This window comes from Pseudomonas sp. WS 5011 (genome assembly GCF_012985775.1).
In the GTDB taxonomy this organism is placed as follows: domain Bacteria; phylum Pseudomonadota; class Gammaproteobacteria; order Pseudomonadales; family Pseudomonadaceae; genus Aquipseudomonas; species Aquipseudomonas peli.
The window spans coordinates 88,462-111,168 of the sequence record NZ_JAAQXA010000011.1 but is presented as its reverse complement, the minus strand read 5'-3'; the positions used below and the strand labels follow the sequence as shown (position 1 = coordinate 111,168).

The 22,707-nt window shown below is 59.3% G+C and carries 21 protein-coding genes; 12 read left to right on the top strand and 9 right to left on the bottom strand.

Annotated elements, in window-relative coordinates; translation table 11 throughout:
- The first annotated feature begins 44 nt into the window (after positions 1–44).
- The 4 genes from HBN63_RS13600 (at position 45) to HBN63_RS13585 (ending at position 4,601) form a co-directional block, all read left to right on the top strand.
- Complete coding sequence (locus tag HBN63_RS13600) at positions 45–1,487, top strand: alanine/glycine:cation symporter family protein (protein WP_170049797.1); 1,443 nt, start codon at positions 45–47, stop codon at positions 1,485–1,487.
- Between the two features lie 88 nt (positions 1,488–1,575).
- Positions 1,576–2,562, top strand: a complete 987-nt coding sequence (locus HBN63_RS13595) for an asparaginase (protein WP_170049796.1) — start codon at positions 1,576–1,578, stop codon at positions 2,560–2,562.
- A 58-nt stretch (positions 2,563–2,620) separates the two neighbouring features.
- On the top strand, positions 2,621–3,076 hold the full coding sequence (locus HBN63_RS13590) for a GNAT family N-acetyltransferase (RefSeq protein WP_170049795.1): 456 nt from the start codon (positions 2,621–2,623) through the stop codon (positions 3,074–3,076).
- A 169-nt stretch (positions 3,077–3,245) separates the two neighbouring features.
- On the top strand, positions 3,246–4,601 hold the full coding sequence (locus tag HBN63_RS13585) for an 8-oxoguanine deaminase (protein ID WP_170049794.1): 1,356 nt from the start codon (positions 3,246–3,248) through the stop codon (positions 4,599–4,601).
- A 55-nt stretch (positions 4,602–4,656) separates the two neighbouring features.
- On the opposite strand, the gene glsB is transcribed toward HBN63_RS13585, so the two are convergent.
- On the bottom strand, positions 4,657–5,565 hold the full coding sequence (gene glsB, locus HBN63_RS13580) for a glutaminase B (RefSeq protein WP_170049793.1): 909 nt from the start codon (positions 5,563–5,565) through the stop codon (positions 4,657–4,659).
- 217 nt (positions 5,566–5,782) lie between these two features.
- Here glsB and HBN63_RS13575 point away from each other — a divergent pair, with 217 nt between their 5' ends.
- Entirely contained in the window at positions 5,783–6,178 is a 396-nt protein-coding gene (locus HBN63_RS13575; protein WP_170049792.1) for a hypothetical protein, read from the top strand.
- Here HBN63_RS13575 and HBN63_RS13570 read toward each other — a convergent pair.
- From HBN63_RS13570 to HBN63_RS13555, 4 genes are all read right to left on the bottom strand, one after another.
- Positions 6,175–6,477: a DUF3240 family protein gene (locus HBN63_RS13570; RefSeq protein WP_160086172.1), complete on the bottom strand. Its 303-nt coding sequence runs from the start codon at positions 6,475–6,477 to the stop codon at positions 6,175–6,177. The genes HBN63_RS13575 and HBN63_RS13570 overlap by 4 nt on opposite strands.
- Positions 6,478–7,419: a sodium-dependent bicarbonate transport family permease gene (locus tag HBN63_RS13565; protein WP_090250873.1), complete on the bottom strand. Its 942-nt coding sequence runs from the start codon at positions 7,417–7,419 to the stop codon at positions 6,478–6,480.
- A gap of 303 nt (positions 7,420–7,722) precedes the next feature.
- Positions 7,723–9,531, bottom strand: coding sequence for a sodium-extruding oxaloacetate decarboxylase subunit alpha (gene oadA, locus HBN63_RS13560; protein ID WP_170049791.1), 1,809 nt, complete (start codon positions 9,529–9,531; stop codon positions 7,723–7,725).
- A gap of 16 nt (positions 9,532–9,547) precedes the next feature.
- A complete protein-coding gene (locus HBN63_RS13555) occupies positions 9,548–10,966 on the bottom strand; it encodes an acetyl-CoA carboxylase biotin carboxylase subunit (protein ID WP_090250877.1) in 1,419 nt (472 codons plus the stop codon).
- A gap of 189 nt (positions 10,967–11,155) precedes the next feature.
- Here HBN63_RS13555 and HBN63_RS13550 point away from each other — a divergent pair, with 189 nt between their 5' ends.
- The gene (locus HBN63_RS13550; RefSeq protein ID WP_090250880.1) at positions 11,156–12,118 is read left to right on the top strand and encodes a LysR family transcriptional regulator; all 963 of its coding nucleotides are present in this window, start codon (positions 11,156–11,158) and stop codon (positions 12,116–12,118) included.
- Here the strand turns inward: HBN63_RS13550 and HBN63_RS13545 are convergent.
- Both HBN63_RS13545 and hexR read right to left on the bottom strand, forming a co-directional pair.
- Positions 12,060–12,284: a transcriptional regulator gene (locus HBN63_RS13545; protein WP_160086176.1), complete on the bottom strand. Its 225-nt coding sequence runs from the start codon at positions 12,282–12,284 to the stop codon at positions 12,060–12,062. The genes HBN63_RS13550 and HBN63_RS13545 overlap by 59 nt on opposite strands.
- Before the next feature lie 89 nt (positions 12,285–12,373).
- On the bottom strand, positions 12,374–13,240 hold the full coding sequence (gene hexR / locus HBN63_RS13540) for a transcriptional regulator HexR (RefSeq protein WP_090250886.1): 867 nt from the start codon (positions 13,238–13,240) through the stop codon (positions 12,374–12,376).
- Positions 13,241–13,351: 111 nt separating this feature from the next.
- Between hexR and zwf the strand changes: the two genes are divergently transcribed.
- Positions 13,352–14,839, top strand: coding sequence for a glucose-6-phosphate dehydrogenase (gene zwf / locus HBN63_RS13535; protein ID WP_170049790.1), 1,488 nt, complete (start codon positions 13,352–13,354; stop codon positions 14,837–14,839).
- A 3-nt stretch (positions 14,840–14,842) separates the two neighbouring features.
- Here zwf and HBN63_RS13530 read toward each other — a convergent pair whose 3' ends face one another.
- Together HBN63_RS13530 and HBN63_RS13525 are read right to left on the bottom strand one after the other, a co-directional pair.
- Positions 14,843–15,517, bottom strand: a complete 675-nt coding sequence (locus HBN63_RS13530) for a hypothetical protein (RefSeq protein ID WP_170049789.1) — start codon at positions 15,515–15,517, stop codon at positions 14,843–14,845.
- 149 nt (positions 15,518–15,666) lie between these two features.
- A complete protein-coding gene (locus HBN63_RS13525) occupies positions 15,667–16,923 on the bottom strand; it encodes an MFS transporter (RefSeq protein WP_170049788.1) in 1,257 nt (418 codons plus the stop codon).
- Positions 16,924–17,251: 328 nt separating this feature from the next.
- Here HBN63_RS13525 and HBN63_RS13520 point away from each other — a divergent pair, with 328 nt between their 5' ends.
- From HBN63_RS13520 to HBN63_RS13500, 5 genes are all read left to right on the top strand, one after another.
- A complete protein-coding gene (locus HBN63_RS13520; protein ID WP_170049787.1) occupies positions 17,252–18,772 on the top strand; it encodes an OmpA family protein in 1,521 nt (506 codons plus the stop codon).
- A 15-nt stretch (positions 18,773–18,787) separates the two neighbouring features.
- On the top strand, positions 18,788–20,389 hold the full coding sequence (locus HBN63_RS13515; protein WP_170049786.1) for a hypothetical protein: 1,602 nt from the start codon (positions 18,788–18,790) through the stop codon (positions 20,387–20,389).
- Complete coding sequence (locus HBN63_RS13510) at positions 20,390–21,223, top strand: hypothetical protein (protein WP_170049785.1); 834 nt, start codon at positions 20,390–20,392, stop codon at positions 21,221–21,223.
- A gap of 500 nt (positions 21,224–21,723) precedes the next feature.
- Entirely contained in the window at positions 21,724–22,113 is a 390-nt protein-coding gene (gene bamE / locus HBN63_RS13505; protein WP_170049784.1) for an outer membrane protein assembly factor BamE, read from the top strand.
- A gap of 108 nt (positions 22,114–22,221) precedes the next feature.
- A complete protein-coding gene (locus HBN63_RS13500; protein ID WP_170049783.1) occupies positions 22,222–22,569 on the top strand; it encodes a hypothetical protein in 348 nt (115 codons plus the stop codon).
- Positions 22,570–22,707 lie beyond the last annotated feature (138 nt).

The following is a 22,707-nucleotide window of genomic DNA, read 5'->3' as shown; positions in this document are numbered from 1 at the left end:
CGCCCATATTTCCTTCACAAAACAACAAGAGAGACCTCACTGCCATGCTCGATATTCTCAACGACCTGATCTGGAGCAAGCTCCTGATCGTGATGCTGATCGGCCTTGGTCTGTACTTCACCATCGCCTCGCGTTTCGTCCAGTTCCGTTACTTCGGCAGCATGTTTCGCATCTTCGCCGAAGCCTTCCAGCGTCAGCCTGGCCAGCTCAGCTCGTTCCAGGCGCTGATGCTCTCGGTAGCCGGTCGCGTCGGCGCCGGTAACATCGCTGGTGTCTCGGTGGCAATCATGCTCGGTGGCCCAGGCGCGATCTTCTGGATGTGGGTCGTGGCGTTGGTCGGCATGGCCACCAGCTACTTCGAATGCACCCTGGCGCAGCTGTACAAGCGCCGCGAAGACGACGGCACCTACCGCGGTGGCCCGGCCTTCTACATTCAGCACGGCCTCGGCCAACGCTGGTTGGGCATCGTCGTTTCGATCCTGCTGCTGGTGACCTTCGGTTTCGGCTTCAACGCCGTGCAATCGTTCACCGTAGCCAGCTCCATGCATGACACCTTCGGCCTGCCGACCTACGTCAGCGGCCTGATTCTGACCGTGGTGATTGGCCTGATCATCTTCGGCGGCATCAAGCGCATCGCCAAATTTGCTGACGTGCTGGTACCCGTGATGGCCTTCTCCTACATCGCCATGGCGCTGTTCGTGATCGGCAGTAACGTCGATGCTATCCCGGCCACCCTGGCGCTGATCTTCAAGAGCGCGTTCGGCCTGGAACCTGCCTTTGCCGGCGGTATCGGCGCGGCCATCCTGATGGGCGTAAAACGCGGCCTGTTCTCCAACGAAGCCGGTCTGGGCAGTGCGCCTAACGTCGCCGCCGTTGCCGAGGTCAAGCACCCGGTAGCTCAGGGCATCGTGCAGTCGCTCAGCGTGTTTATCGACACCATCATTCTGTGCAGCTGCACCGCGCTGATCATCCTGCTGTCGGGTGTGTATACGCCGGGCACCGAAATGGCCGGCGTTGTGCTGACCCAAACTGCCGTCGCCAGCGTGGTCGGTGAGTGGGGCCGGGTGTTCGTGACCGTGGCGCTGCTGCTGTTTGTGTTCACCACCCTGATCTACAACTACTACCTCGGTGAAAACGCCCTGGGCTTCTTCAGCAAGAAACGCGCGCCAGTGATGGTCTACCGCGTGCTGGTGGTGGCTCTGGTACTCTGGGGTTCGGTACAGGATCTGGGCACAGTGTTCGCCTTCGCCGACGTGACCATGGGTCTGTTGGCCATCTGCAACCTGATTGCCCTGGTGCTGCTGTTCAAGGTCGGCCTGCGTCTGATGCGCGACTACGACAGCCAGATCAAGGCCGGCGTGGAATCGCCCGTATTCGATGCGAAAAACTTCGCTGACCTGGACCTCGACCCAGCTGCATGGCCTAACGCGGCGCAAAACGCCCCGGCCAACCATGCGGAAATTGGCAACAGCGTGCATCAGCGCTAAGCCGCCGCTAACGCTGCATACGCTGTAATAAACAGGGGGCTTGGCCCCCTGTTTTCTTATAAGAACAATGAAAGTACGGAGACCCCTGATGGGTTGTAGCAATCTTCTGGTGCTCTACACCGGTGGCACCATCGGCATGCAAATGAGCGCCACGGGCCTGGCCCCAGCGTCCGGTTTCGATGAGCGCCTGCGCCGCCAGCAAGCGCTGGAGTCTCAGCCGCTGCCGCAATGGACCTTCCGCGAGCTGCTGCCGCCAATCGACAGCGCCAATATGAACCAGCACAACTGGCTGGCGATGGTCGCGGCGATTCACGCCGGCATCGAGCAGGACGGCTGCGACGGCGTACTGCTGCTGCACGGCACCGACACCCTGGCCTACAGCGCTGCCGCCTTGAGCTTTCTGCTGCTGGGTTTGCCCGTCCCAGTGATTCTCAGTGGTTCGATGCTGCCGGCCGGTGCCGAGGGCAGCGATGCCTGGGGCAACCTGTTCGGCGCCATGCGCGCGCTGCAGGCCGGCGTCACGCCGGGCGTGCACCTGTATTTCAACGGTGAGCTGCTGCATGGCGCGCGGGTGAGCAAGCTGCGCAGCGATGCCTTCGATGCCTTCCACGTGCTGCCACGCCAGCGCCAGAGCTCACGTGCGGAAAGCATTCCAGCGAATATCGACTACCGCCAACCGCGCCAGCCGGTGAATCTGGCCGTACTGCCGTTCTACCCCGGCATCCAGGCAAACCACGTGCGCGCCTTGCTGGACAGCGGCGTGCAAGGCCTGCTGCTGGAGTGCTACGGCAGCGGCACAGGCCCGTCAGACAACGCTGAACTGCTCGATGTCCTCAAGGCCACCCATGCACGTGGCGTGGTACTGGCCGCAATCAGCCAGTGCCCGCACGGCCATGTCGAGTTTGGCGTGTATGCCGCCGGCAGCCAACTGGCCAGCGCCGGGCTGATTTCCGCCGGCGGCATGACCCGTGAAGCGGCTCTGGGCAAGCTGTTCGCCTTGCTCGGCGCGGGTCTGAGCCAGGCCGAAGTGGAACACTGGTTCGCCCTGGATGTCTGTGGTGAACGCGCCGATTGAAGCTTGGGCCCTTACGGCTAGGCTGTAAGGGCTTTACCCAGCCAAGGAGAGTGTCGCCATGCCCGTTCGCATCCCCGTCGAGATCCGCCCTGTAACTGCCGCCGATCATGCCGTATGGCTACCGCTGTGGCAGGGTTATCAGCGTTTCTACATGACTGAAATTGCCGCAGCGACCAGCGACATTACCTGGCAGCGCTTCCTAGACCCGGCCGAGCCGATGCATGCCGCGTTGGCCTGGCATGATGGCCAGGCGATTGGCCTGGTGCACTGGATCTACCACCGCTCGACCTGGACACCCGGCGACTACTGCTACCTGCAGGACCTGTTTATCAGCAAGGATGTACGCAGCAGTGGTGCCGGCCGTAAGCTGATCGAGCACGTCTACCGCGAAGCCCAGGCACAGGGCTGCTCGCGTACCTACTGGATGACCCACGAGAGCAACAGCAAGGCCATGCTGCTGTATGAGCGTATCGCTGAACGCTCTGGTTTCATCCAATACCGCAAAGTGTTCTAAGCACTGACTTCGTGGTCAGAAATTCTGCCATGCGCTCTTGCCGCAGGCAGATTACGGCGTTATCTTCTGCGCCACGCCCGGCCACCTGCGCCGGCCGCGCACCTGGATCAGCAGACAGGGTAAACACTGAGCTGGCTAACCTGAACCCAACTTCAGAGGAGCCAACTCAATGGCTGCTACACGTATCTGGATCAAAAACCCCCTCGCCATCTTCACTGCAAACAACCTCGACGCTGCCGGCGGACTGGTGATTGAAGACGGTGTGATCAGTGAACTGCTCAAGGCTGGCCAGCAGCCGAGCCAACCCTGCAATCGCACCTTCGATGCCCGCGAACATGTGGTGCTGCCGGGGCTGATCAACACCCACCACCACTTCTATCAAACCCTCACCCGCGCCTGGGGCCCAGTGGTCAATCAGCCGTTGTTTCCCTGGCTGAAAACCCTCTACCCGGTGTGGGCACGCCTGACCCCCGAGAAGCTCGCCCTGGCCAGTAAAGTGGCCCTGGCCGAACTGTTGCTGTCCGGCTGCAGCACCGCGGCAGATCACCATTACCTGTTCCCCGGCGGCCTGGAAAACGCCATCGACGTGCAGGTCGAAGCGGTGCGCGAACTGGGCATGCGCGCCATGCTCACACGCGGCTCGATGAGCCTGGGCGAAGCCGACGGCGGCCTGCCGCCGCAACAGACGGTGCAGCAGGGCGAAGTCATCTTGGCCGACAGCCAACGGCTGATCCGGGACTACCACCAGCGCGGCGACGGTGCGCAGATCCAGATCGCCCTGGCGCCCTGCTCGCCGTTTTCAGTGACCCAGGAAATCATGCGCCAGAGCGCCGAACTGGCCGAAGAACTGGACGTGCGCCTGCACACCCACCTGGCCGAAACCCTCGACGAAGAGGACTTCTGCCTGCAGCGCTTCGGCCTGCGCACTGTGGACTATCTGGACAGCGTCGGCTGGCTCAGCTCGCGCACCTGGCTGGCCCACGGCATTCACTTCAACCCGGATGAAATCGCCCGCCTCGGCCAGGCCGGCACCGGTATCTGCCACTGCCCAAGCTCGAATATGCGCCTGGCCTCGGGCATCTGTCCGACCCTCGACTTGGAAGCCGCCGGCGCACCGATCGGCATCGGCGTGGATGGCTCGGCCTCCAACGATGCCTCGAACATGATTCTCGAAGCGCGTCAGGCTTTGTATATCCAGCGCCTGCGTTACGGCGCCGAAAAAATCACCCCGGAACTGGTGCTGGGCTGGGCCAGCAAGGGTTCGGCCAAGCTGCTGGGGCGCAGCGATATCGGCGAACTGGCGGTGGGCAAGCAGGCCGACCTGGCCTTCTTCAAACTGGATGAGCTGCGCTTCTCCGGCAGCCACGACCCAATCTCCGCCCTGCTGCTGTGCGGCGCCGACAAGGCCGACCGGATGATGATCGGCGGCCAGTGGCGGGTGATTGACGGCCAGATCGAAGGCCTCGACGTGGCCAAGCTGATCGCCGATCACCGCCAGGCGGCCAAGGAGTTGATTGCTGGGTGATGCATCCACCCTGAAGGAGCTGCTGGGCGGTACCCCGCCGCTCCTACGGCGGCAGTTAAAACACCGACCAGCCGATCCGCTCGCTCAGCAGCTCCAGGGCCTTGATCCCGGCCAGGGAGTTGCCGGCGGCGTTCAGCTCCGGCGACCACACGCACACGCTGAAACGCCCCGGCACCACCGCGACAATGCCGCCACCAACACCACTCTTGCCCGGCAGACCGACGCGGTAGGCGAAATTGCCGGCCTCGTCATACAGGCCGCTGGTGGCCATGATCGCGTTGACCTGTTTGCTCTGCCGCGCACTCAAAATCGACTGACTGCTGTGCTTGCAGAAGCCGTCGTTAGCCAGAAAGCAGAACGCCCGCGCCAAGTCGACGCAGCTCATGCGCAGCGCGCAGTAACTGAAATAGCTGCGCAGCACCGCTTCCACATCGTTGTGAAAATTGCCGAAGGACTGCATCAGGTAAGCCGCCGCCGCATTGCGCGCGCGGTGCTGGTATTCCGACTCGGCTACCCGCTGGTCCACCGCCACCTCCGGGTTACCCGCCAGACGGCGCACAAAGTCACGCATCGACAGCACTGGCGCAGCAAAGCGCGACTGATTGATGTCGCAGATCACCAGCGCGCCGGCATTGATAAACGGATTGCGCGGCTTGCCTCGCTCGAACTCCAGCTGCACCAACGAATTGAAGGGTTGGCCGGAGGGCTCATGGCCCAAACGCTGCCAAATATCCTCACCGGAATGCTCGATCGCCTGCACCAGGCTGAACACCTTGGAAATGCTCTGCACGGAGAACGGCGTGTGTGCATCACCGGCGCAATACAGCTCACCGTCGTTTCTGTACACCGCAATGCCCAGCTGGTTGGCCGGCACATCAGCCAGCGCCGGGATGTAATCGGCCACTTTCCCTTGCCCGATCAGCGGGCGGACTTGATCAAGAATTTCATTCAACAGCGCTTGCATGCTCAGGCCCTTAGCGGCGCCCAGACGCCCGGGCTCTGTGGCTAGACGCTGGCGGCAAGACGCTGATCACAGCCGGGCCCGGAAAACTTTTCAGGAACACCCCCGGCACAGGCAAACCCGATCAAAACTGGGTATATTGCGCGCCCGCGCAGCTGGCCAATGGCCAGATTGACGCCTGCTCGTGAATGTTCACGGATGACCATAAGGATCGACACGCATGTCCGCACTCCGCCTCAGCACTCTGTTACTCATCGCCCTAGCCTGCGTAGGCTGCTCCACCGGCGCCTGGTTCAAACTGCCGGAAAACAGCACCCTGGTGATTAACGAACGACCGGCGAAGAACAACCAGGGGCTTGTCCGCAGCCGTCCCTTCTCCTGGGGCGCCAGCGCTGGTATTCCCTACCGTATCGAAGACAATCAGGCCAATACCATTCGCTCTGGCAAATTGAAGAGCCGTTTCCGAGTGGCCTCGATCTTTTGGCCACCAGTCGGCATCGCTTACTGGCCAATGGGTTTCGGCCAACGCTGCTTTGATCTGACCGGCGAAGCACCGCAGACCTGCACCTATCAAGACCTGCTGGAACTGCGCACCGCCCATCGCCTGCGCCGCTAAAACTTTTCCGCGCGCAGCACTTCCACCTGAGCCAGGTAGCAGACCATGGCGTAGTTGGCGTAGTAGCGCGCCTGCAGGTGGCCGGCGATGCGTTCAGCGATATCGCGGGTGCAGATGATCTCCACGCGGATATTGCCTTCGGTGTCCCAGCCGGCACTGCGCACGCCGCGGCCACCCCGGCCGCGGGCATCGGAGATGGTCCAGCCCGGCGCGCCAAGCTGTTCCAGGTCAGCCACCAGCTTTTTCTCCAGCGCCGCTTCGCAGATCACGGTAAGCAGGGTGCGGATATGCGCGTCCATCTAGAGCCCCCAGGCCATCAGCTGTTCGGCCAGCATCAGGTACAACGGGATGCCGACGATGATATTGAAGGGAAAGGTAATGCCCAGCGACGCCGTCAGCGACAGCGACGGGTTGGCCTCGGGCAAGGCCAGGCGCAAGGCCGCCGGCACGGCGATATAGGAAGCAGACGCCGCCAGCGTAGCCAGCACCGCTGTACCGCCGAGGCTCAGGCCCATAAAACGACCGAGTAGCGCGCCGATCAACGCACCGAACAACGGCATCAGCAAGGCAAAACCTAGCAGGCGCAGACCGAACTGCTTGAGCGAGCCGAGCTGACCCGAGGCAATCAGCCCCATCTCCAGCAGGAACAGCGCCAGCACCGGTTTGAACATGCTGGTGTAGAACGGCTCCAGCGGCTTGATTGCCTCTTTGCCAGCAATCGCACCGATGATCAGGCCACCGAGCAGCAGCATGATGCTCTTGCCGAGAAAGATTTCCCGGCCCAACTCGCCCCAATCGGTGTCGCGGGCAATCCCCTTAGCCAACAGGATGCCGACCAGAATCGCCGGGATTTCCAGAATGGCGACAAACAGTGGCATGTAGCTTTCGAACTCGATGCCCTTGGCCAGCATATAGGCCACTACCACAGCAAAGGTCCCGGCGCTGACCGAACCATAGTGTGCCGCCACTGCCGCGGCGTTGACCCGATCGAAGCCCAGGCCACGCAGCACAGCAAAGGCCAGCAGCGGCAGCGCCACACCCAGCCCCAGCACCCAGGCCGCCTGCCCGAGCAACTGCCAGCTGGCCTGCTCGGCCAACTCCACACCGCCGTGCAGACCAATCGCCAGCAGCAGAATGATGGAGAGGGTTTCATACAGCGCAGGTGGCAATTTCAGCTCGCTTTTCAGCAAACCTGCCAACAGGCCGAACACAAAGAACAGCACCACCGGATCCAGACTCACCGCGCATTGCTCCCGTATTGAACTGCTATTAAGACGCCTGTCGCGTCACACCTGCTCGAATAAAAGGTCATGCCCCCACCACGCGTTGTGCTGATACCCGCAGTTTTGCCCAGTCTCCTGCTGAGAACAGCAGAACCCTGCACAGCGGGGCATAACCGAAAAAAGGAGCCTTACGGCTCCAGGGACTCAGGCACTGGGCCTAAAAACCCATGCAGGCGCGACGAATAAGCCGCGCCTGCGGTGTAAAAAGAAGCCCCAAAAAAGCCATTCAAATGCCTGTTCAAACAGCCGGGGCTTCCGAGGTTAACCTTCGATTTCCACCAGTACGTCGCCCGGATTGACCCGGTCGCCCTTGGCCACATGCACCGCCGTCACGGTACCGGCAATCGGCGCCTGCACTTCGGTTTCCATCTTCATCGCTTCGCTGATCAGCACCGCCTGACCGGCCTTGACCGTGTCACCGACCTTGACCAGTACATCGACGATATTGCCTGGCATGCTGGTGCTGACATCGCCCGGCGCACTGGCCTGCTTACGCTTGCCAGAACTGCCCGCGACAAAATCATTCAGTGGTTCAAACACCACTTCTTCCGGCATGCCGTCGATCGACAGGTAGAAGTGACGCTTGCCGTCGCTCTTCACGCCAACGCCGGTGATGTCGACGCGGTAGCTTTCGCCGTGTACATCCACCACGAATTCGGTCGGTACGCCTTCACCACCCGCAGGGGCCACACCGCCGGCTTCCGGGATCGGCAGCAGCACTTCCGGCGTCAGGGTGCCGGCAGCGCGGTCTTCAAGGAACTTGCGCCCGATATCCGGGAACATGGCGTAGGTCAGCACGTCTTCTTCGCACTTGGCCAGGCTGCCGATTTCCTCACGCAGTTTGGCCATCTCCGGCTTGATTAGGTCGGCCGGACGCACTTCGATGACTTCTTCGCTGCCAATCGCCTGCTTGCGCAGCTGTTCGTTGACCTTGCCCGGCGCCAGACCGTAGCGACCTTGCAGGTAGAGCTTCACCTCGTTGGTGATGGTTTTATAACGCTCACCGGCGAGGACGTTGAACACCGCCTGGGTGCCGACAATCTGCGAGGTCGGCGTCACCAGCGGCGGGAAGCCGAGGTCTTCACGCACCCGCGGGATTTCCGCAAACACTTCGTTGATGCGGTTTAACGCGCCCTGCTCTTTCAGCTGGTTAGCCAGGTTAGACATCATCCCGCCCGGCACCTGGTTGACCTGCACGCGGGTATCCACGGCGGTGAATTCGCTCTCGAACTGGTGGTACTTCTTGCGCACGGCGTGGAAGTACAGACCGATCTCCTGAATCAGCGCCAGATCCAGCCCGGTGTCGTAGGGGCTGCCCTTGAGCGCAGCGACCATCGACTCGGTACCCGGATGGCTGGTGCCCCAGGCGAAGCTGGAGATGGCGGTGTCGATATGGTCAGCACCGGCTTCAATCGCCTTGAGCTGGCACATCGAACCCATGCCAGCGGTGTCATGGCTGTGGATAAACACCGGCAGGTCGACTTCCGCCTTCAGCGCCCGCACCAGATCAGCAGTGGCGTACGGGGTGAGCAGACCGGCCATATCCTTGATCGCGATGGAGTCGATGCCCATGGCCTGCATGGCCTTGGCCTGCTTCACAAACGCCTCAACGGTGTGTACGGGGCTGGTGGTGTAAGCGATGGTGCCTTGTGCGTGCTTACCGGCGGCCTTCACCGCTTCAATGGATACGCGCAGGTTACGTACGTCATTCATCGCATCAAAGATGCGGAACACGTCGATGCCGTTGACCGCCGCCTTGGCCACAAAGGCGCGCACCACATCATCGCTGTAATGGCGATAACCGAGCAGGTTCTGCCCGCGCAGGAGCATCTGCAGACGAGTGTTGGGCAGGCCGGCCTTGAGTTTGCGCAGGCGCTCCCACGGGTCTTCCTTGAGGAAGCGCACACAGGAATCAAAGGTCGCTCCGCCCCAGACTTCCAGCGACCAGTAACCAACCTGATCGAGCTTGGCGCAGATCGGCAGCATGTCATCCAGGCGCATGCGGGTGGCGATGATCGACTGGTGGGCATCGCGCAGGATGGTATCGGTGATGGTGATCTTCTTGTTCATGGTCTGGTTCCTTCCCCTACAGGCCGGCGTGGGCAGCGATGGCGGTGGCAATTGCGATGGCCAGGTGCGACGGGTTGCGCTTGATCGAGTATTCGGTCAGCTCCGGGTGCGACTCGACAAAACTGGTGTTGAACTGGCCGCTGCGAAATTCCGGGTTACGCAGGATTTCCTGGTAATAGGCGGCGGTGGTTTTGACCCCTTGCACGCGCATGTCATCCAGGGCGCGCAGGCCACGGGCCAGGGCTTCTTCCCAGGTCAGCGCCCAGACGATCAGCTTCAGGCACATGGAGTCGTAGTGGGGCGGAATGGTGTAGCCGGTGTAGATCGCCGTGTCGGTGCGTACTCCAGGACCGCCGGGGGCGTAATAACGGGTGATCTTGCCGAACGAGGGCAAGAAGTTGTTCTTCGGATCTTCGGCATTGATACGGAACTGCAGGGCGAAACCCCGGTGGATGATGTCTTCCTGCTTGATCGACAACTCCAACCCAGAGGCGATGCGGATCTGCTCACGGACGATGTCGATGCCGGTGATTTCTTCGGTGATGGTGTGCTCCACCTGCACCCGGGTGTTCATCTCCATGAAGTACAGCTCGCCGTCCTCGGCCAGCAGGAACTCCACGGTACCGGCGTTCTCGTAACCCACCGCTTTGGCGGCGCGTACCGACAGGTCGCCGATGTAAGCGCGCTGCTCAGGGGTCAATTGGGGACTGGGGGCGATCTCAATCAGCTTCTGGTTACGCCGCTGAATTGAGCAATCGCGCTCGAACAGGTGCACGGTGTTGCCAAAACTGTCGGCAAGCACCTGCGCCTCAATGTGCTTGGGGTTGACGATGCACTTTTCCAGAAACACTTCGGCACGACCGAAGGCCTTGGTCGCCTCGGAGATCACCCGTGGGTAGGCCTGCTCCAGCTCGTCGCGGCTGTTACAGCGGCGGATACCGCGCCCGCCGCCGCCATTGGTGGCCTTGAGCATTACCGGGTAGCCGATGCGGTCGCCTTCGCGCAGTGCCTCGGCGATATCCGCCACGTTGCCTTCGGTACCGGGGGTGCAGGGTACGCCGGCGGCGATCATGCTGCGCCGCGCTTCGGTCTTGTCGCCCATGCGCCGGATCACTTCCGCGCTCGGGCCGATAAACTTGATGCCCCGCTCGACGCAGATGTCTGCCAGCTCGGCGTTTTCCGAGAGAAAGCCATAGCCGGGATGCAGTGCATCACAGCCGGTTTCCACCGCCAGGTTGACCAGCTTGCGCGGGTTCAGATAGCCGGCCAGCGGTTCCTCGCCAATGCTGTGGGCTTCGTCGGCGCGCTTGACGTGCAAGGCGTGGCGATCGGCATCGGAGTACACCGCCACCGAGCGAATACCCATTTCGGCACACGCTCGCACGATGCGTACGGCAATCTCACCGCGGTTGGCTATCAGGATTTTCTTGATCACGAGCCAGCGTCCTCGATCACGTGAGCAGGCGAACGGCAAAACCGGTCGACGTGTGACCGCAACAGCAGCAGCGGTCAGGTGCTCACGCTACGCCGGCTTGGTGATTAACCAAAATCAATTATTATTGGGTTAGGCATTAGCTAAAGCTTATAGTTAAGCCTTACCACTGCCCTCACACAGGTAAAATTTGTGCGTAAGTCCTTGCTGCGTATGACTTTTCGTCAGATTCAGGTGTTTCGCTCTGTATGCAGCCACCTGTCCTACAGCCGCGCCGCAGAGGAAATGGCCCTGACCCAACCCGCCGTAAGCCTGCAGATTCGCCAGTTGGAAGAGCTGATCGGCCAGCCGCTGTTTGATTACATCGGCAAGAAGCTGTACCTGACCGAAGCCGCCGAAGCCCTGCAACGCGCCAGCGCGGATATTTTCGGCCGCCTGGAAAGCCTCGATATGCAGCTCTCTGACCTCCAGGGCTCACTGCAAGGGCAATTGAGCCTGGCGATCGAATCCAGCGCCAAGTACTTCATTCCGCACCTGTTCGCCGCTTTTCGCCAGCAATACCCGGAAGTCAACTTACAGCTGGTGGTCACCAATCACACCCAGGCCCTCAAACGCCTGAACGCCAACCGTGATGACCTGTTGATCATGTCGCGGGTGCCAACGGACATGAACCTGGAGTTTCTGCCCTTTCTGACGAACCCGATCATCGCCGTGGCGCCCGCCGATCACCCGTTGTGTAGTCAGGGCCCACTGAGCCTGCAGGACCTCACCGCATTTCCGCTGCTGATCCGCGAAGCGGGCTCCGGCACGCGCCAGGCCTGTGAGGAGTATTGCCACCAGAAGCGCGCGCACTTCGCGCAAACCTTGGAAGTCGGCTCCATGGAAGGTCAGTGCGAAGGCGTCATCGCCGGCCTTGGCCTGGCCCTGCTGCCACGTCACGCGGTGCGCCGCGAGTTGGAATGCGGCGTCCTGCGTGAGCTGCCGGTGAGCGAGCTGCCGCTGCTGCGCAGCTGGTGCCTGGTGCACCCGCGCAGCAAATACCTGTCACCGGTGGCCCAAGCGTTTTTCGCCTTCGTGCGCGATCAACGCAGCCTGATCAACACGCTGGCTGAGCGGTTTGCTGCGCCAATGCCTGCTTGCCCGCCAGGTAATTAGCTGCAATCAACTCCGGAAAGTCGACCAACTCATGTTGCAGCTGACGCTGCTCGGCATAGCTTTCAATGGCGCGACGGTATTCCATGCGGCGCTGGTCGATCAGCTTGCGCCGAGCTTTTGCATCACTGCTTTCGTGAGACTGCGGTTTATCCAGATAGCCAGACATAGGGTGCAACTCCCAAGCTGAGTAAGGGAGTACCAGCATCGACCCTGGATATGACGCTTTGATGGCCACGCGATAACGTGGCGATGACATCAGTCTTCGACGGTTTTATGCGACTTCGGCGACAGGCGCAGGCTGCGCAGACTGCGTTTGACACTCTTCAGGTGATTCACCAGGCCAGGGCCACGGGCCATGGCCACGCCCATGGCGAGCACGTCGATCACCACCAGGTGGGCGATGCGCGAAGTCAGCGGGGTGTAGATTTCAGTGTCTTCCTGCACGTCGATGGCCAGGTTGACCGTGGCCAGATCCGCCAGCGGCGTCTGACTCGGGCACAGGGTGATCAACGTCGCGCCGGTTTCACGCACCAGGTTGGCGGTGATCAGCAAATCCTTGGAGCGCCCGGACTGCGAAATGCAGATGGCCACGTCGGTAGGTTTCAGGGTCACCGCACTCATCGCCTGCATGTGCGGGTCGGAATAGGCTGCAGCCGTGAGCAGCAGGCGGAAGAACTTGTGCTGGGCATCCGCCGCCACCGCACCGGACGCACCAAAGCCATAGAACTCCACACGCTGGGCATTGGCAATGGCGGCAATGGCCTGCTGCAAGGCCTGGGTGTCGAGCTTTTCGCGCACTTCGATCAGGGTGTGCAGGGTGGTGTCGAAGATTTTCAGGCTGAAGTCGGCCACCGAGTCGTCTTCATGGATGGCGAACTGGCCGAAGCTGGCACCGGCCGCCAGACTCTGCGCCAATTTGAGCTTGAGGTCCTGAAAACCGGTGCAACCAATCGCCCGACAGAACCGTACGATCGTCGGCTCGCTTATGCCGACGCTATGGGCCAGCTCAGCCATGGAGCTGTGCATGACCGAAGCCGGATCAAGCAGAACATGGTCGGCGACCTTGAGTTCCGATTTGCGGAGTAGATGACGCGACTGGGCAATGTGCTGCAACAGGTTCACAGGTTTAGGCTCGGCTTTTGGCTAACGAATCCATCTAGCACGCCGCATCGGAGTCATGACTCGGTTATGATCGGCGAAAGACAGGTTGTAGTGGTCTTGTAGTTATACTACATGGCCGCCGCCGCCGCACGGTTAAACCGAGTCGGAGTTCCCACCTTGAGCATTCCCTGCGACATGCTGGTGTTTGGCGGCACCGGCGACCTGGCCCTGCATAAACTGCTGCCAGCGCTCTACCATCTGCATCGCGCCGCGCGCCTGCATACCGACACACGCATTCTGACCCTGGCGCGCAGCGCGCTCAGCCGCTCAGCGTTTCAGGCCCTGGCCGAGCGCCATTGCCGCGCTCAAGTAGCGCGCAACGACTTCGACAACGATACCTGGGCCAGCTTCGCCGCACGGCTTGATTACTTCGCCATGGATGCCAGCCAAAGCGCCGATTTCGGCCGCCTGGGCAAACGCCTGGGGAACGATCCAGAGCGGGTGCGCATTTACTACCTGGCCACCGCTCCGGATTTGTTTGAAGACATCGCCTCACACCTGAAAATCGCCAGCCTGGCTGGGCCCAAGGCGCGCATCGTGCTGGAAAAGCCGATTGGCCATTCGCTGGAGTCAGCTAAGGCCATCAATGCGGCCATTGGCGCCGTGTTCGATGAGTCGCGGGTGTTCCGCATCGACCACTACCTGGGCAAAGAGACGGTGCAGAACCTGATGGCACTGCGCTTTGCCAACGCCCTGTTCGAGCCTATCTGGCGCGCCGGGCATATTGATCACGTGCAGATCAGCGTGTGCGAAACCCTCGGCGTGGAAAATCGCGGCGCTTACTACGAAAAAGCCGGCGCCATGCGCGACATGATCCAGAACCACCTGCTGCAGCTGCTGTGCCTGGTGGCCATGGAAGCGCCGGTGCGTTTCGATGCCGAGGCGGTGCGTAACGAGAAGGTGAAAATCCTCGAAGCGCTGAAACCCATCACCGGCCTCGACGTTCAGGACAAGACCGTGCGCGGCCAATACACCGCCGGCAAGATCGGCGGCCAGGAAGTGCCGGCCTACTATTTCGAGAAGAACGTCGACAACGACAGCGACACCGAAACCTTTGTCGCCGTGCAAGCCGAAATCGACAACTGGCGCTGGGCCGGCGTGCCGTTCTACCTGCGCACGGGCAAACGTTTGGCGCGTAAAACCTCGGAAATACTCATCCAGTTCAAGCCAGTACCGCATCAACTGTTCGGCGGCGGCGAAGCCAACCGCCTGTTGATTCGCCTGCAACCGGAAGAACGCATCAGCCTGCAACTGATGGGCAAGAGCCCCGGTAAGGGCATGCACCTGCAGCCGGTTGAACTTGACCTCAACCTGGCGGATGCCTTCCATAAACAGCGCCGCTGGGATGCCTACGAGCGCCTGTTGCTCGACGTCATCGAAGGCGACTCAACGCTGTTTATGCGCCGCGACGAAGTGGAAGCCGCCTGGAGCTGGGTCGACCCGATCATCAAAGGCTGGCACCAGCACTACCAGAGCCCACGCCCCTACCCGGCCGGCAGCGACGGCCCGGAGCAAGCCAGCAACCTGCTTGAACGCCACGAACGGCAGTGGATGGAATAGCCGCTAGGCCAGCTGTTTTTCAAACAACTCCAGCACCGCCTCCGGCAACTGCTTGCGCAGCCCCTCACCGCTGATCAACAGCAGCAGCGGCAGCAGTTGCCGCAACGTACTCGGCTGCAAGCCGGCGCACACATCGGCCTGCCGCGCCAGTGACAGGCCGCCGAGCACCTGGGCGGCCACCGGCAGATTGCGATCCAGCACTGCCGCTTCGGTGAGCTTGCACAGGTAACCGGTAGAGAAGCTGCGCAGGCTTTCGCTGATCAGCGGCATATCGACGATATGCCGGGCGATCTGCAGCACATGATCAACATCGTTGATGCCGTAGATCAGCACCTTGATCTGCTTGGCCGACAGGCACTCGGCGTAGCGCGCCGCCGTGGCAAAGGCACCATCGGCGCAGAGCTGGCGCGCTACCTCCAGGTGCAGGCTATCAGGCAGGCTGAGGTAGGTGTCGAGAATCAGCCGCGGGTCGAGGTGGGTGGTTACCTCGGCGGCAAACTCGATGGGCATGACCATGATCAGCTCACGCAACTGCCCCGGCGGCATATGCGGCGCCAGCAGCGCGGCCTTCTCCGCTCCCAGTTGCTGCACCAGCCCCAGCTTGACGCTTAACGGGGCCATGGCCTGGGACGCCAACAGCAGGCGCAGGCCGACACTCAGGCTCGCGGGTTTGCGCATACGCACCTCTATTCAATCCGGACAGGCCCGCAGGATTGCCCGCCCGAGGCGCAAAGACAGCCATCTTTGATCCGGTTGCGCACCCTCCGGGCAGGCAGCACCCGGCGCAGGTGGGAATAGACGAAACACCCCGGCGAAAAGCCAGCGACTTATGCCGCGCTGGCCGCCGGCCGTGCGCCACGCCAGAAGTACAGCAGCACGATGGGCAGCGCCAGCAGCCCCAGCACGCCGGCACTGATAAACAGATTGGCAAAACCCAGCTGCTCGGCCAGCCAACCGCTGGTGGCACCCACCAACCCGGCCAACAGCAACTGCACGCTGGCCTGCAGGGTAAAGTCCGCGCCCTCATGCTCGGGCCGGCACTGGCGCATCATCACCGCGAACAGCGCCACCGTGGACATGCCATCGGCGGTCTGCTCGAACAACGCCACCAGATAAACCAAGCCGGTGTTGCCGCCGGCATTTACCAAAAGAGCCATGGCGGCGATCCCGCATGCCTGCAACAGACCGAACAGCAGCAGCGCCCGTAACGCGCCGATGCGCGCATACAGCAGACCGCCGAGAAACGCGCCGGCGATGCCCGCCAGACTGCTGATCAGGGTCAGCTGACCCAGCTCGGCATTGCTCCAGCCCTGATCCACCAACATCGGCTTGATCATCGGCGAACCCAGCGCATCGCCCAGCTTGAAACTCAGCAGCACCGCCAGCCAGAACAGCATGCCGGGCTGCAGCAGCAAGCCACGGTAATGCCGCAGCAACAGCCCAGGCCCGGCCGGCTCCGCCTGCGCCGGTTGAAACGGCAGCTCGCGTCGCTCGTTAAAACGCCAGATCGGCAGCGTCATCAGCACCAGCAGCAGCGCCACCAGCGCCACACTCAGGTTCCAGCCCAACGCATCCATCGCCAGCAGCAAACCACTGCCGCTGACCAGCATGCCGACCTTGTAGCCCCCCACCTGCAGACTGTTGCCTAGCCCGCGCCAGCGCTCTGGCAGCAGGCGTACGGCCAGCCCATCAGTGGCAATGTCCTGGGTCGAAGCAGCCAGGTTGACCAGCAGCAACAGGCCGATCAGCAAGAAAAAGTGACTGTCGAACAGCCGCTCGGGACTCATCAGCGCCAGGCTCGCAATCACCGTAATGACGCCAAGCTGCAACGGCAGAATCCAACCGCGGTGATGACCCAAGCGCGGCGAAGCCAGCCGATCCACCCACGGCGCCCAGAGCACCTTGAGCAACCAGGGCAAGGCCAACAACTTGAGCAGGCCAATCAACGCAAGATCAACGCCATGCTGACGCAGCAAAACCGGCAGCGAATGTGCCAACAGCCCCGAGGGCAAGCCCTGGGCGCAATACAGCGAGGCCAGCAGGATCAGGGTGGCATTGGCCGGGCGACGATCTGACGGCAACATTTAGGTATCTCGCAGCGAATACACTGCGACAGTAGCGGGCAGCAAAGCCGAATTACAAGCGCAGCGCAGTAGATGCTCGCGTATAGAAAAGCATACGAAATTCAGGTGTCTACCCACCATTCGCGCTGAATGCCTGCAGTAAGGCGGAGCCTATCGCAGCGGGAAATCCTGCAGTTTATTGACGCCATTGAATTGCCACCATTAGTGTGATGCAATTCCGATCTGTCGCAAGGTGCGATGAAGAGACCACTGCTTCATGGATGAAGATTTTGACTTCGCGCTCAATCTGCATGTCCTGAAGTGCCCCCAAGCTTCAGGAGCACCATTCTTGCCTACCGCTCTACATACCCGATGCTCACGCACATTCCGCATCACGGCCCTAGCCATTGCCATTAGCCTTGGCACCAGCAGCTGCGCCACTGTCGACAACTTCGCCAAAAACAACAGTGCCAATATCAACTGCATGGCCGGCGGTGCTGCGGGGGCCGCTGCGGGCGTAGCTCTGGCCATTCTGACTCAGCAGAACGACAAGGCCATTATTGGGAGCGCGGTTGTCGGTGCTGCCACTGGTTGCGGCATTGCACTGATGTACAAAGACCGTCTGAACAAGTTGGAGCAATTAGCGCGCGAAGAAAACCTCAAGATGCAGCTGGAAACCCTGCAGACTTCAGGCAGCACACCCAGCGCAGCCCCCGAGGATGCCGGCATCGTCGCGCAAATCGAAGATCAGGGCATGTTTCCTGTAGGCAGCTCCACGCTCAGCAGCGATGGTCAGCGCCAGGTACGTAAGCTGGCCAGCGCCTTTGCCACGCAATCCGATCAGCCGCAAAACTCAGCGATTCTGGTAGTCGGCCATACCGACGCCACCGGCAGCGCACAAGGCAACCAGCAACTATCCGAGCGCCGCGCTCGTGCTGTAGCCAGCATCCTAGTCGAACAGGGTATTGCCCGCGAACGCATGTACTTTCAGGGCGCAGGTGCTTCCAGGCCCATTGCCGACAACAGTGACAGCCTGCAACGCGGTAAGAATCGCCGCGTGGAGATAGTCGAAGTCAACGATCGCAACACCCTGGTAAAGCGGGTTAATGCCGAACAGAACAACCCCAAATATCTGGCTCACGGCACCTCAACTGAAGCCGCTACGCCAGTGTCGAGTAAAGCCTCAACGAGTAGCGCCTCCACCAAACCGGCTACGAGCAAGGGTACGGCAGTCGCTAAGAGCACCAGCAGTACTAGCTCGTCGAGCAGCGCTGCAGCACGCGTGCACAAAGGTAATGTGATCGATTTTGGCGGCCAGCCCGCGATTGTCAGCAACTGGACGCTAGGCCAGGCCATCACGCCGAAAAGTGGCGGTTTCGCCATAATTTCTACGGCAAATGCGGCCGACATCCCCATGAGCAGCTGCGAAAGCGATAAGCCGCGCCAAAGTGGCGAGGTATTCAACCTGGCAAGCGGTAAAGCCCTAGAAACCCATACCACCACCGATTACCTACCGGGGTACAACAACCGCGTATGGGCGCAGACGGTCAATGGCCACCTGGTGACGATTTCCCCCGTATCCATACTGCGCGACGCCGCCGCAGTGGATCGCCAGCCCTTCGTAGAGGTAGTGCAGAACTACGATGCCGGCAATCGCAAAGCCCAGGTCAAGGCCAACGCCATCGCTAACACCTACGAAGGCGAAGACCGTGTGCTCTATCGCGTATTCGTGACCAACCCGCAAGAACCAGTTTCCTGCCTGGATGTGGTGTTCAGTAAAGGCAACTCGCAAGCAACAGACGGCATGCTGTTCTATCCAAAAAGTAATGGCGAAGCCTACAGCGCCCGGTTCATTCCGGTTCGTACCTAATACAAGGAACTCAAGATGGAAGATTTCAGCTTCAATGCGCTGATGGCCTTGGCCTTGGCCAACAAACTGGTAACCGGTGCAGTGATCACCACCCTGCTCTCGGCACTTCTGATCAAGGTCTACTGGGACAAAGTCGGCTACTTTCTGATGCGCCTATGGCACGGTACCCCAGTGATCGGCACCGTCGCGCGCCTGGCCAGCGGCAGCACCAGCACCGATCACAAAAAGTGGCTGCTGAGCGAAGCCTCGCTGTGCAACAACTACTACGACCACTACCAGGACGTTGGGGACAAAAGCTCCGACTACTACAACAAGTGCGAGTCCTACCTGGACACTATCGGTGAAGGCGACCGCCGTGAGCGCCCGATCTGGGTACTGGTGCTGATCTTTCTGCTGATCCTCTTTGAAGCAGTGGGTTTCGCCTATGTGCTGGTGCCCTTTATCAACCAGAACCTGTCATCCAATGACCAAGCATATCTGGGATGGATGGCCGCGTTCCTCCTGGCGATTATCTCCGCAGGCTTTGCCGAAGCTGCCGGCCGGGCCATCCACCACAACTCACTGGTTAACAAGGCTCGCCACTGGTGGGAAGGCGATCAGGATGAGAACAAGGTCACCCCGCTGAAACAGGTGCAGCCGGGTGTGCGCATCAAAGAAACCGAGAAGGATGAAGGCGGTAAAGACTACAACCGTATTCTGGCGCGTATCGTCACCAACCAGACAGTAACCCCACGCAATGGCTGGATCATCGGCTGCGCCTTGGTGGTACTAATCATGGCCTGTGCAGCGTTCGGCATACGCGCCTATCAGCTTAAGAGCATCGAAACCGAAATGGTTGGCAACCCGAGCGTGTTTGCTGAGCAAAGCTATGAAAACAGTGCCAGCCCCTTCGAGCTGCCCGAAGACTCTGCAGCGGTGAATCAGGACGCCACCGACAGCACCCTGACCGACAAAATGGACGCAATTCGCAGCGCCTCGCTGATCACCTTTGTGGTGCTCTCGGTGATCTACATCGCTATCCAGGCAGTTAGCGTCTGGCTGGCTTCGATCTTCGGCTTCGCCGGAGTCGAATCGAAGAAGGCCTGGGAATACACCCACAAGTTCAACAACGCCGTTGAACTTGAGCGCTGGATGGAAAACCAACGCGGCAAGATCGCTGCTCATGCCGATCACAAGCTGCGCATGCTGCAGATGAAGCTATCCAAGCGCACCACCACAGACAGCAATGTGCAGGCAGCCCTCAAAGGTGCCCACGGCCGTGATTTCAATGCCTATGTACTGCGCATGCAGGAAGAGGCCGGCACCCACCGCTCGCAGCCGCAACCAAGCATTCCGACCGCCACTCCAGCGGCAGCAGCACTGCAGAGCGTACCTGTGGACGAGGCACCTCTCGCGGTTAGTCAGCCAGCGGCCCCTGCCCTGCCCAGCGAAGCACCCGTTGAGCTCAACCACGTGGCAAGCCCAACCGCCGATCTCAGCGCCCTACGCAATAAGGATCTGACGGCCTTCAGCGATGAGCAATTGGGCACCATCTGCAGGGCCAAGGGCTACGACCTGGACGCTGTGCTGGCGATTCGGGCCGAACAACAACTGTTGAAAGACTTTGAAGAGGTCTAAATGAAACTCAAGGCCCTTTCCGCCTTGCTTCTATGCCTGCCTGCCCTTGTGCAAGCAGGCGGCGAACGCAACGACATTCCCGATTGCTATGGCTATGCCAAAGTTAACGAGTTTCGCCAACCCGGCTCAGGCCGCGAACTGACGGTAATAGTCGATCAAACCATTCCGATGCCGAACAGTATCCAGAAAGCCGCATGGGGGCAGATAAATCGCTTTGTTGCACCTGGCGATAAAGTTCGTCTGTACAGCTTTTCAGCCTTTCTACCTAACCAGTTTATGCAACTGCGCTTCGCCGGAGAGCTGAATCAGCCGCTCGAAGGCAAGGTACGTGACGGCATAGGCATGCAATCGCTGCGCTCATTCGACAAATGCTTGGCGGAGCAACAGACCTTCTTCCGAAAGAAGTTCGGCCAGACCTTCGTCAGCAGTCTGCGCGAAGCATCTGAAGAGATTCCGCGCAGCGAGATCTTCCACTCCTTACGCGACATAGGTGAAGACCTAGCGCGCCAACCGGCCGAAGAACGAGTAATTCTGCTGCTCTCGGACATGTTGGAAAACAGCGAATTTGGCAGCTTTTACGCCAACAATCGCATCCGCGACCTGCAACCGCAGCAAGAGTTGAAACGTGTTGGCGAAAAGCAGCTATTTGCCGATTTACAGAATGCACGCGTTTATGTGGCCGGTGCAGGCCTAGTCACCAAAGACGTTAAACAAGCCTACCGTTCCGGCAAAACCATGGAGTTGTTACAAAGCTTTTGGAAAGGCTACTTCGAAGGCTCCAACGCCAACCTAGTGGCATTTGGCTCACCAAGTTTGAATGTAGATCTGAGATAACGCGGGAATGGAAATTCCCATCATAAATCACACGATCTATTTTTAACCACCCACACTAAAAACACAAAGAGAAAGCCCATACTTGCAAGCTTTAATTTATCCGACGAAAGATCAATAATTGGTGGCTATAAAGCATTGTCACTGACTGACTCCGATGCAATTTATTCGCACAAACAAATACTGATAAAGACCTTGAAGCTTAACAATTTGCTTGGATGGTTATCGATTGCGTTCGGTATTCCACTACTGATATTTATCATCCCCGGAGTATTTTTGATCGGCATGGGTATATTTTTGCTAGTACGCGCAAACAAAAAAATTAAACTTATAGAAAGTGCCACTGCAACATATTGCAGTGCGCTAGGCATCTCCCAAGCTTAAAAAATTGATTGCACCCTAGACTCAGTAACAGCTCCATCTAGGGTGCCACTGCCAACTAAAACAATACTTAAGCGCAATCAAATAAAAACACCACCAATATAATTTTACAGGTTATACATATGAAATTCCTCCCAGCAAAAGCAACAGCTATAGCATCGTTAATACTTATTAGCGGCTGTGCCAGTATGAAAAATGCATCCACACCGCTCGACTACACGACAGGTGTATATGTACCTCAGGAAACTCTTGGTCAGTTCAAACCCGGCAAAGCTACACAAGACCAAGTCGCTGCTGCAATAGGCTATCCAAGTCAACGCAATGAAGTACTTGGTAAGGAAGTATGGACTTATACCTATACGAAAATTGCAGGCGTTCCCTTTGTTGGCTCTAATAAATTTGAAAATACTGTTTTTGAATGGAACAAAAACGGTACATTATTGAAATCTTATAAATCTGCTGGCACACCCGGCCAGAGCGGAAATCCGCTGCTTAATGCGGCTGGAATGTAAACAACTATAATGTCTCGCACTATTAAAAATAAAATCGCGCAATGAAAACATCTATCTAAACACCATCCAAATTTTATGGCTCACATATATATACAACCCGAGGTCGAAATGAAAGTAGTTCGTAACTTTGTAGCTCTCTGCCTGATCACTAGTGCTGCATTACTTGCAGGATGTGGCGGCGATCCTTCCAGTGCCGATGTGATGGAAGTCTTCAATGCGCAAGTTGAAAAACAAGCGCAAATGATGCAGTCCATAGGAGGTAAGGATGCCGCAAAGATGTTCGATAGAATGGTTCCTAAGGTTACTGACGTGGATGTGAAGAGTTGCGACGAAATTCGTGATGATGTTTTCAAGTGCGACATTGAGCTAACTGCAATACTGAACGATCAAGAGTCAACCAAAATAACTACAATTGTTCTCGGCAAGAAAAAAGACGGTTCTTGGGCTGCGATGTAACTTCAGCCGCTTTAACAACGCGCACAGGAACTACCTAATGCGCGTTTTCTATGGTTCCGAAAAAGTATTGCTGGCACCGGTTATACCGATTTTTCGATGTGCCGCTAGGCGTCAAAAACACTTCAGCTATAAATTTCA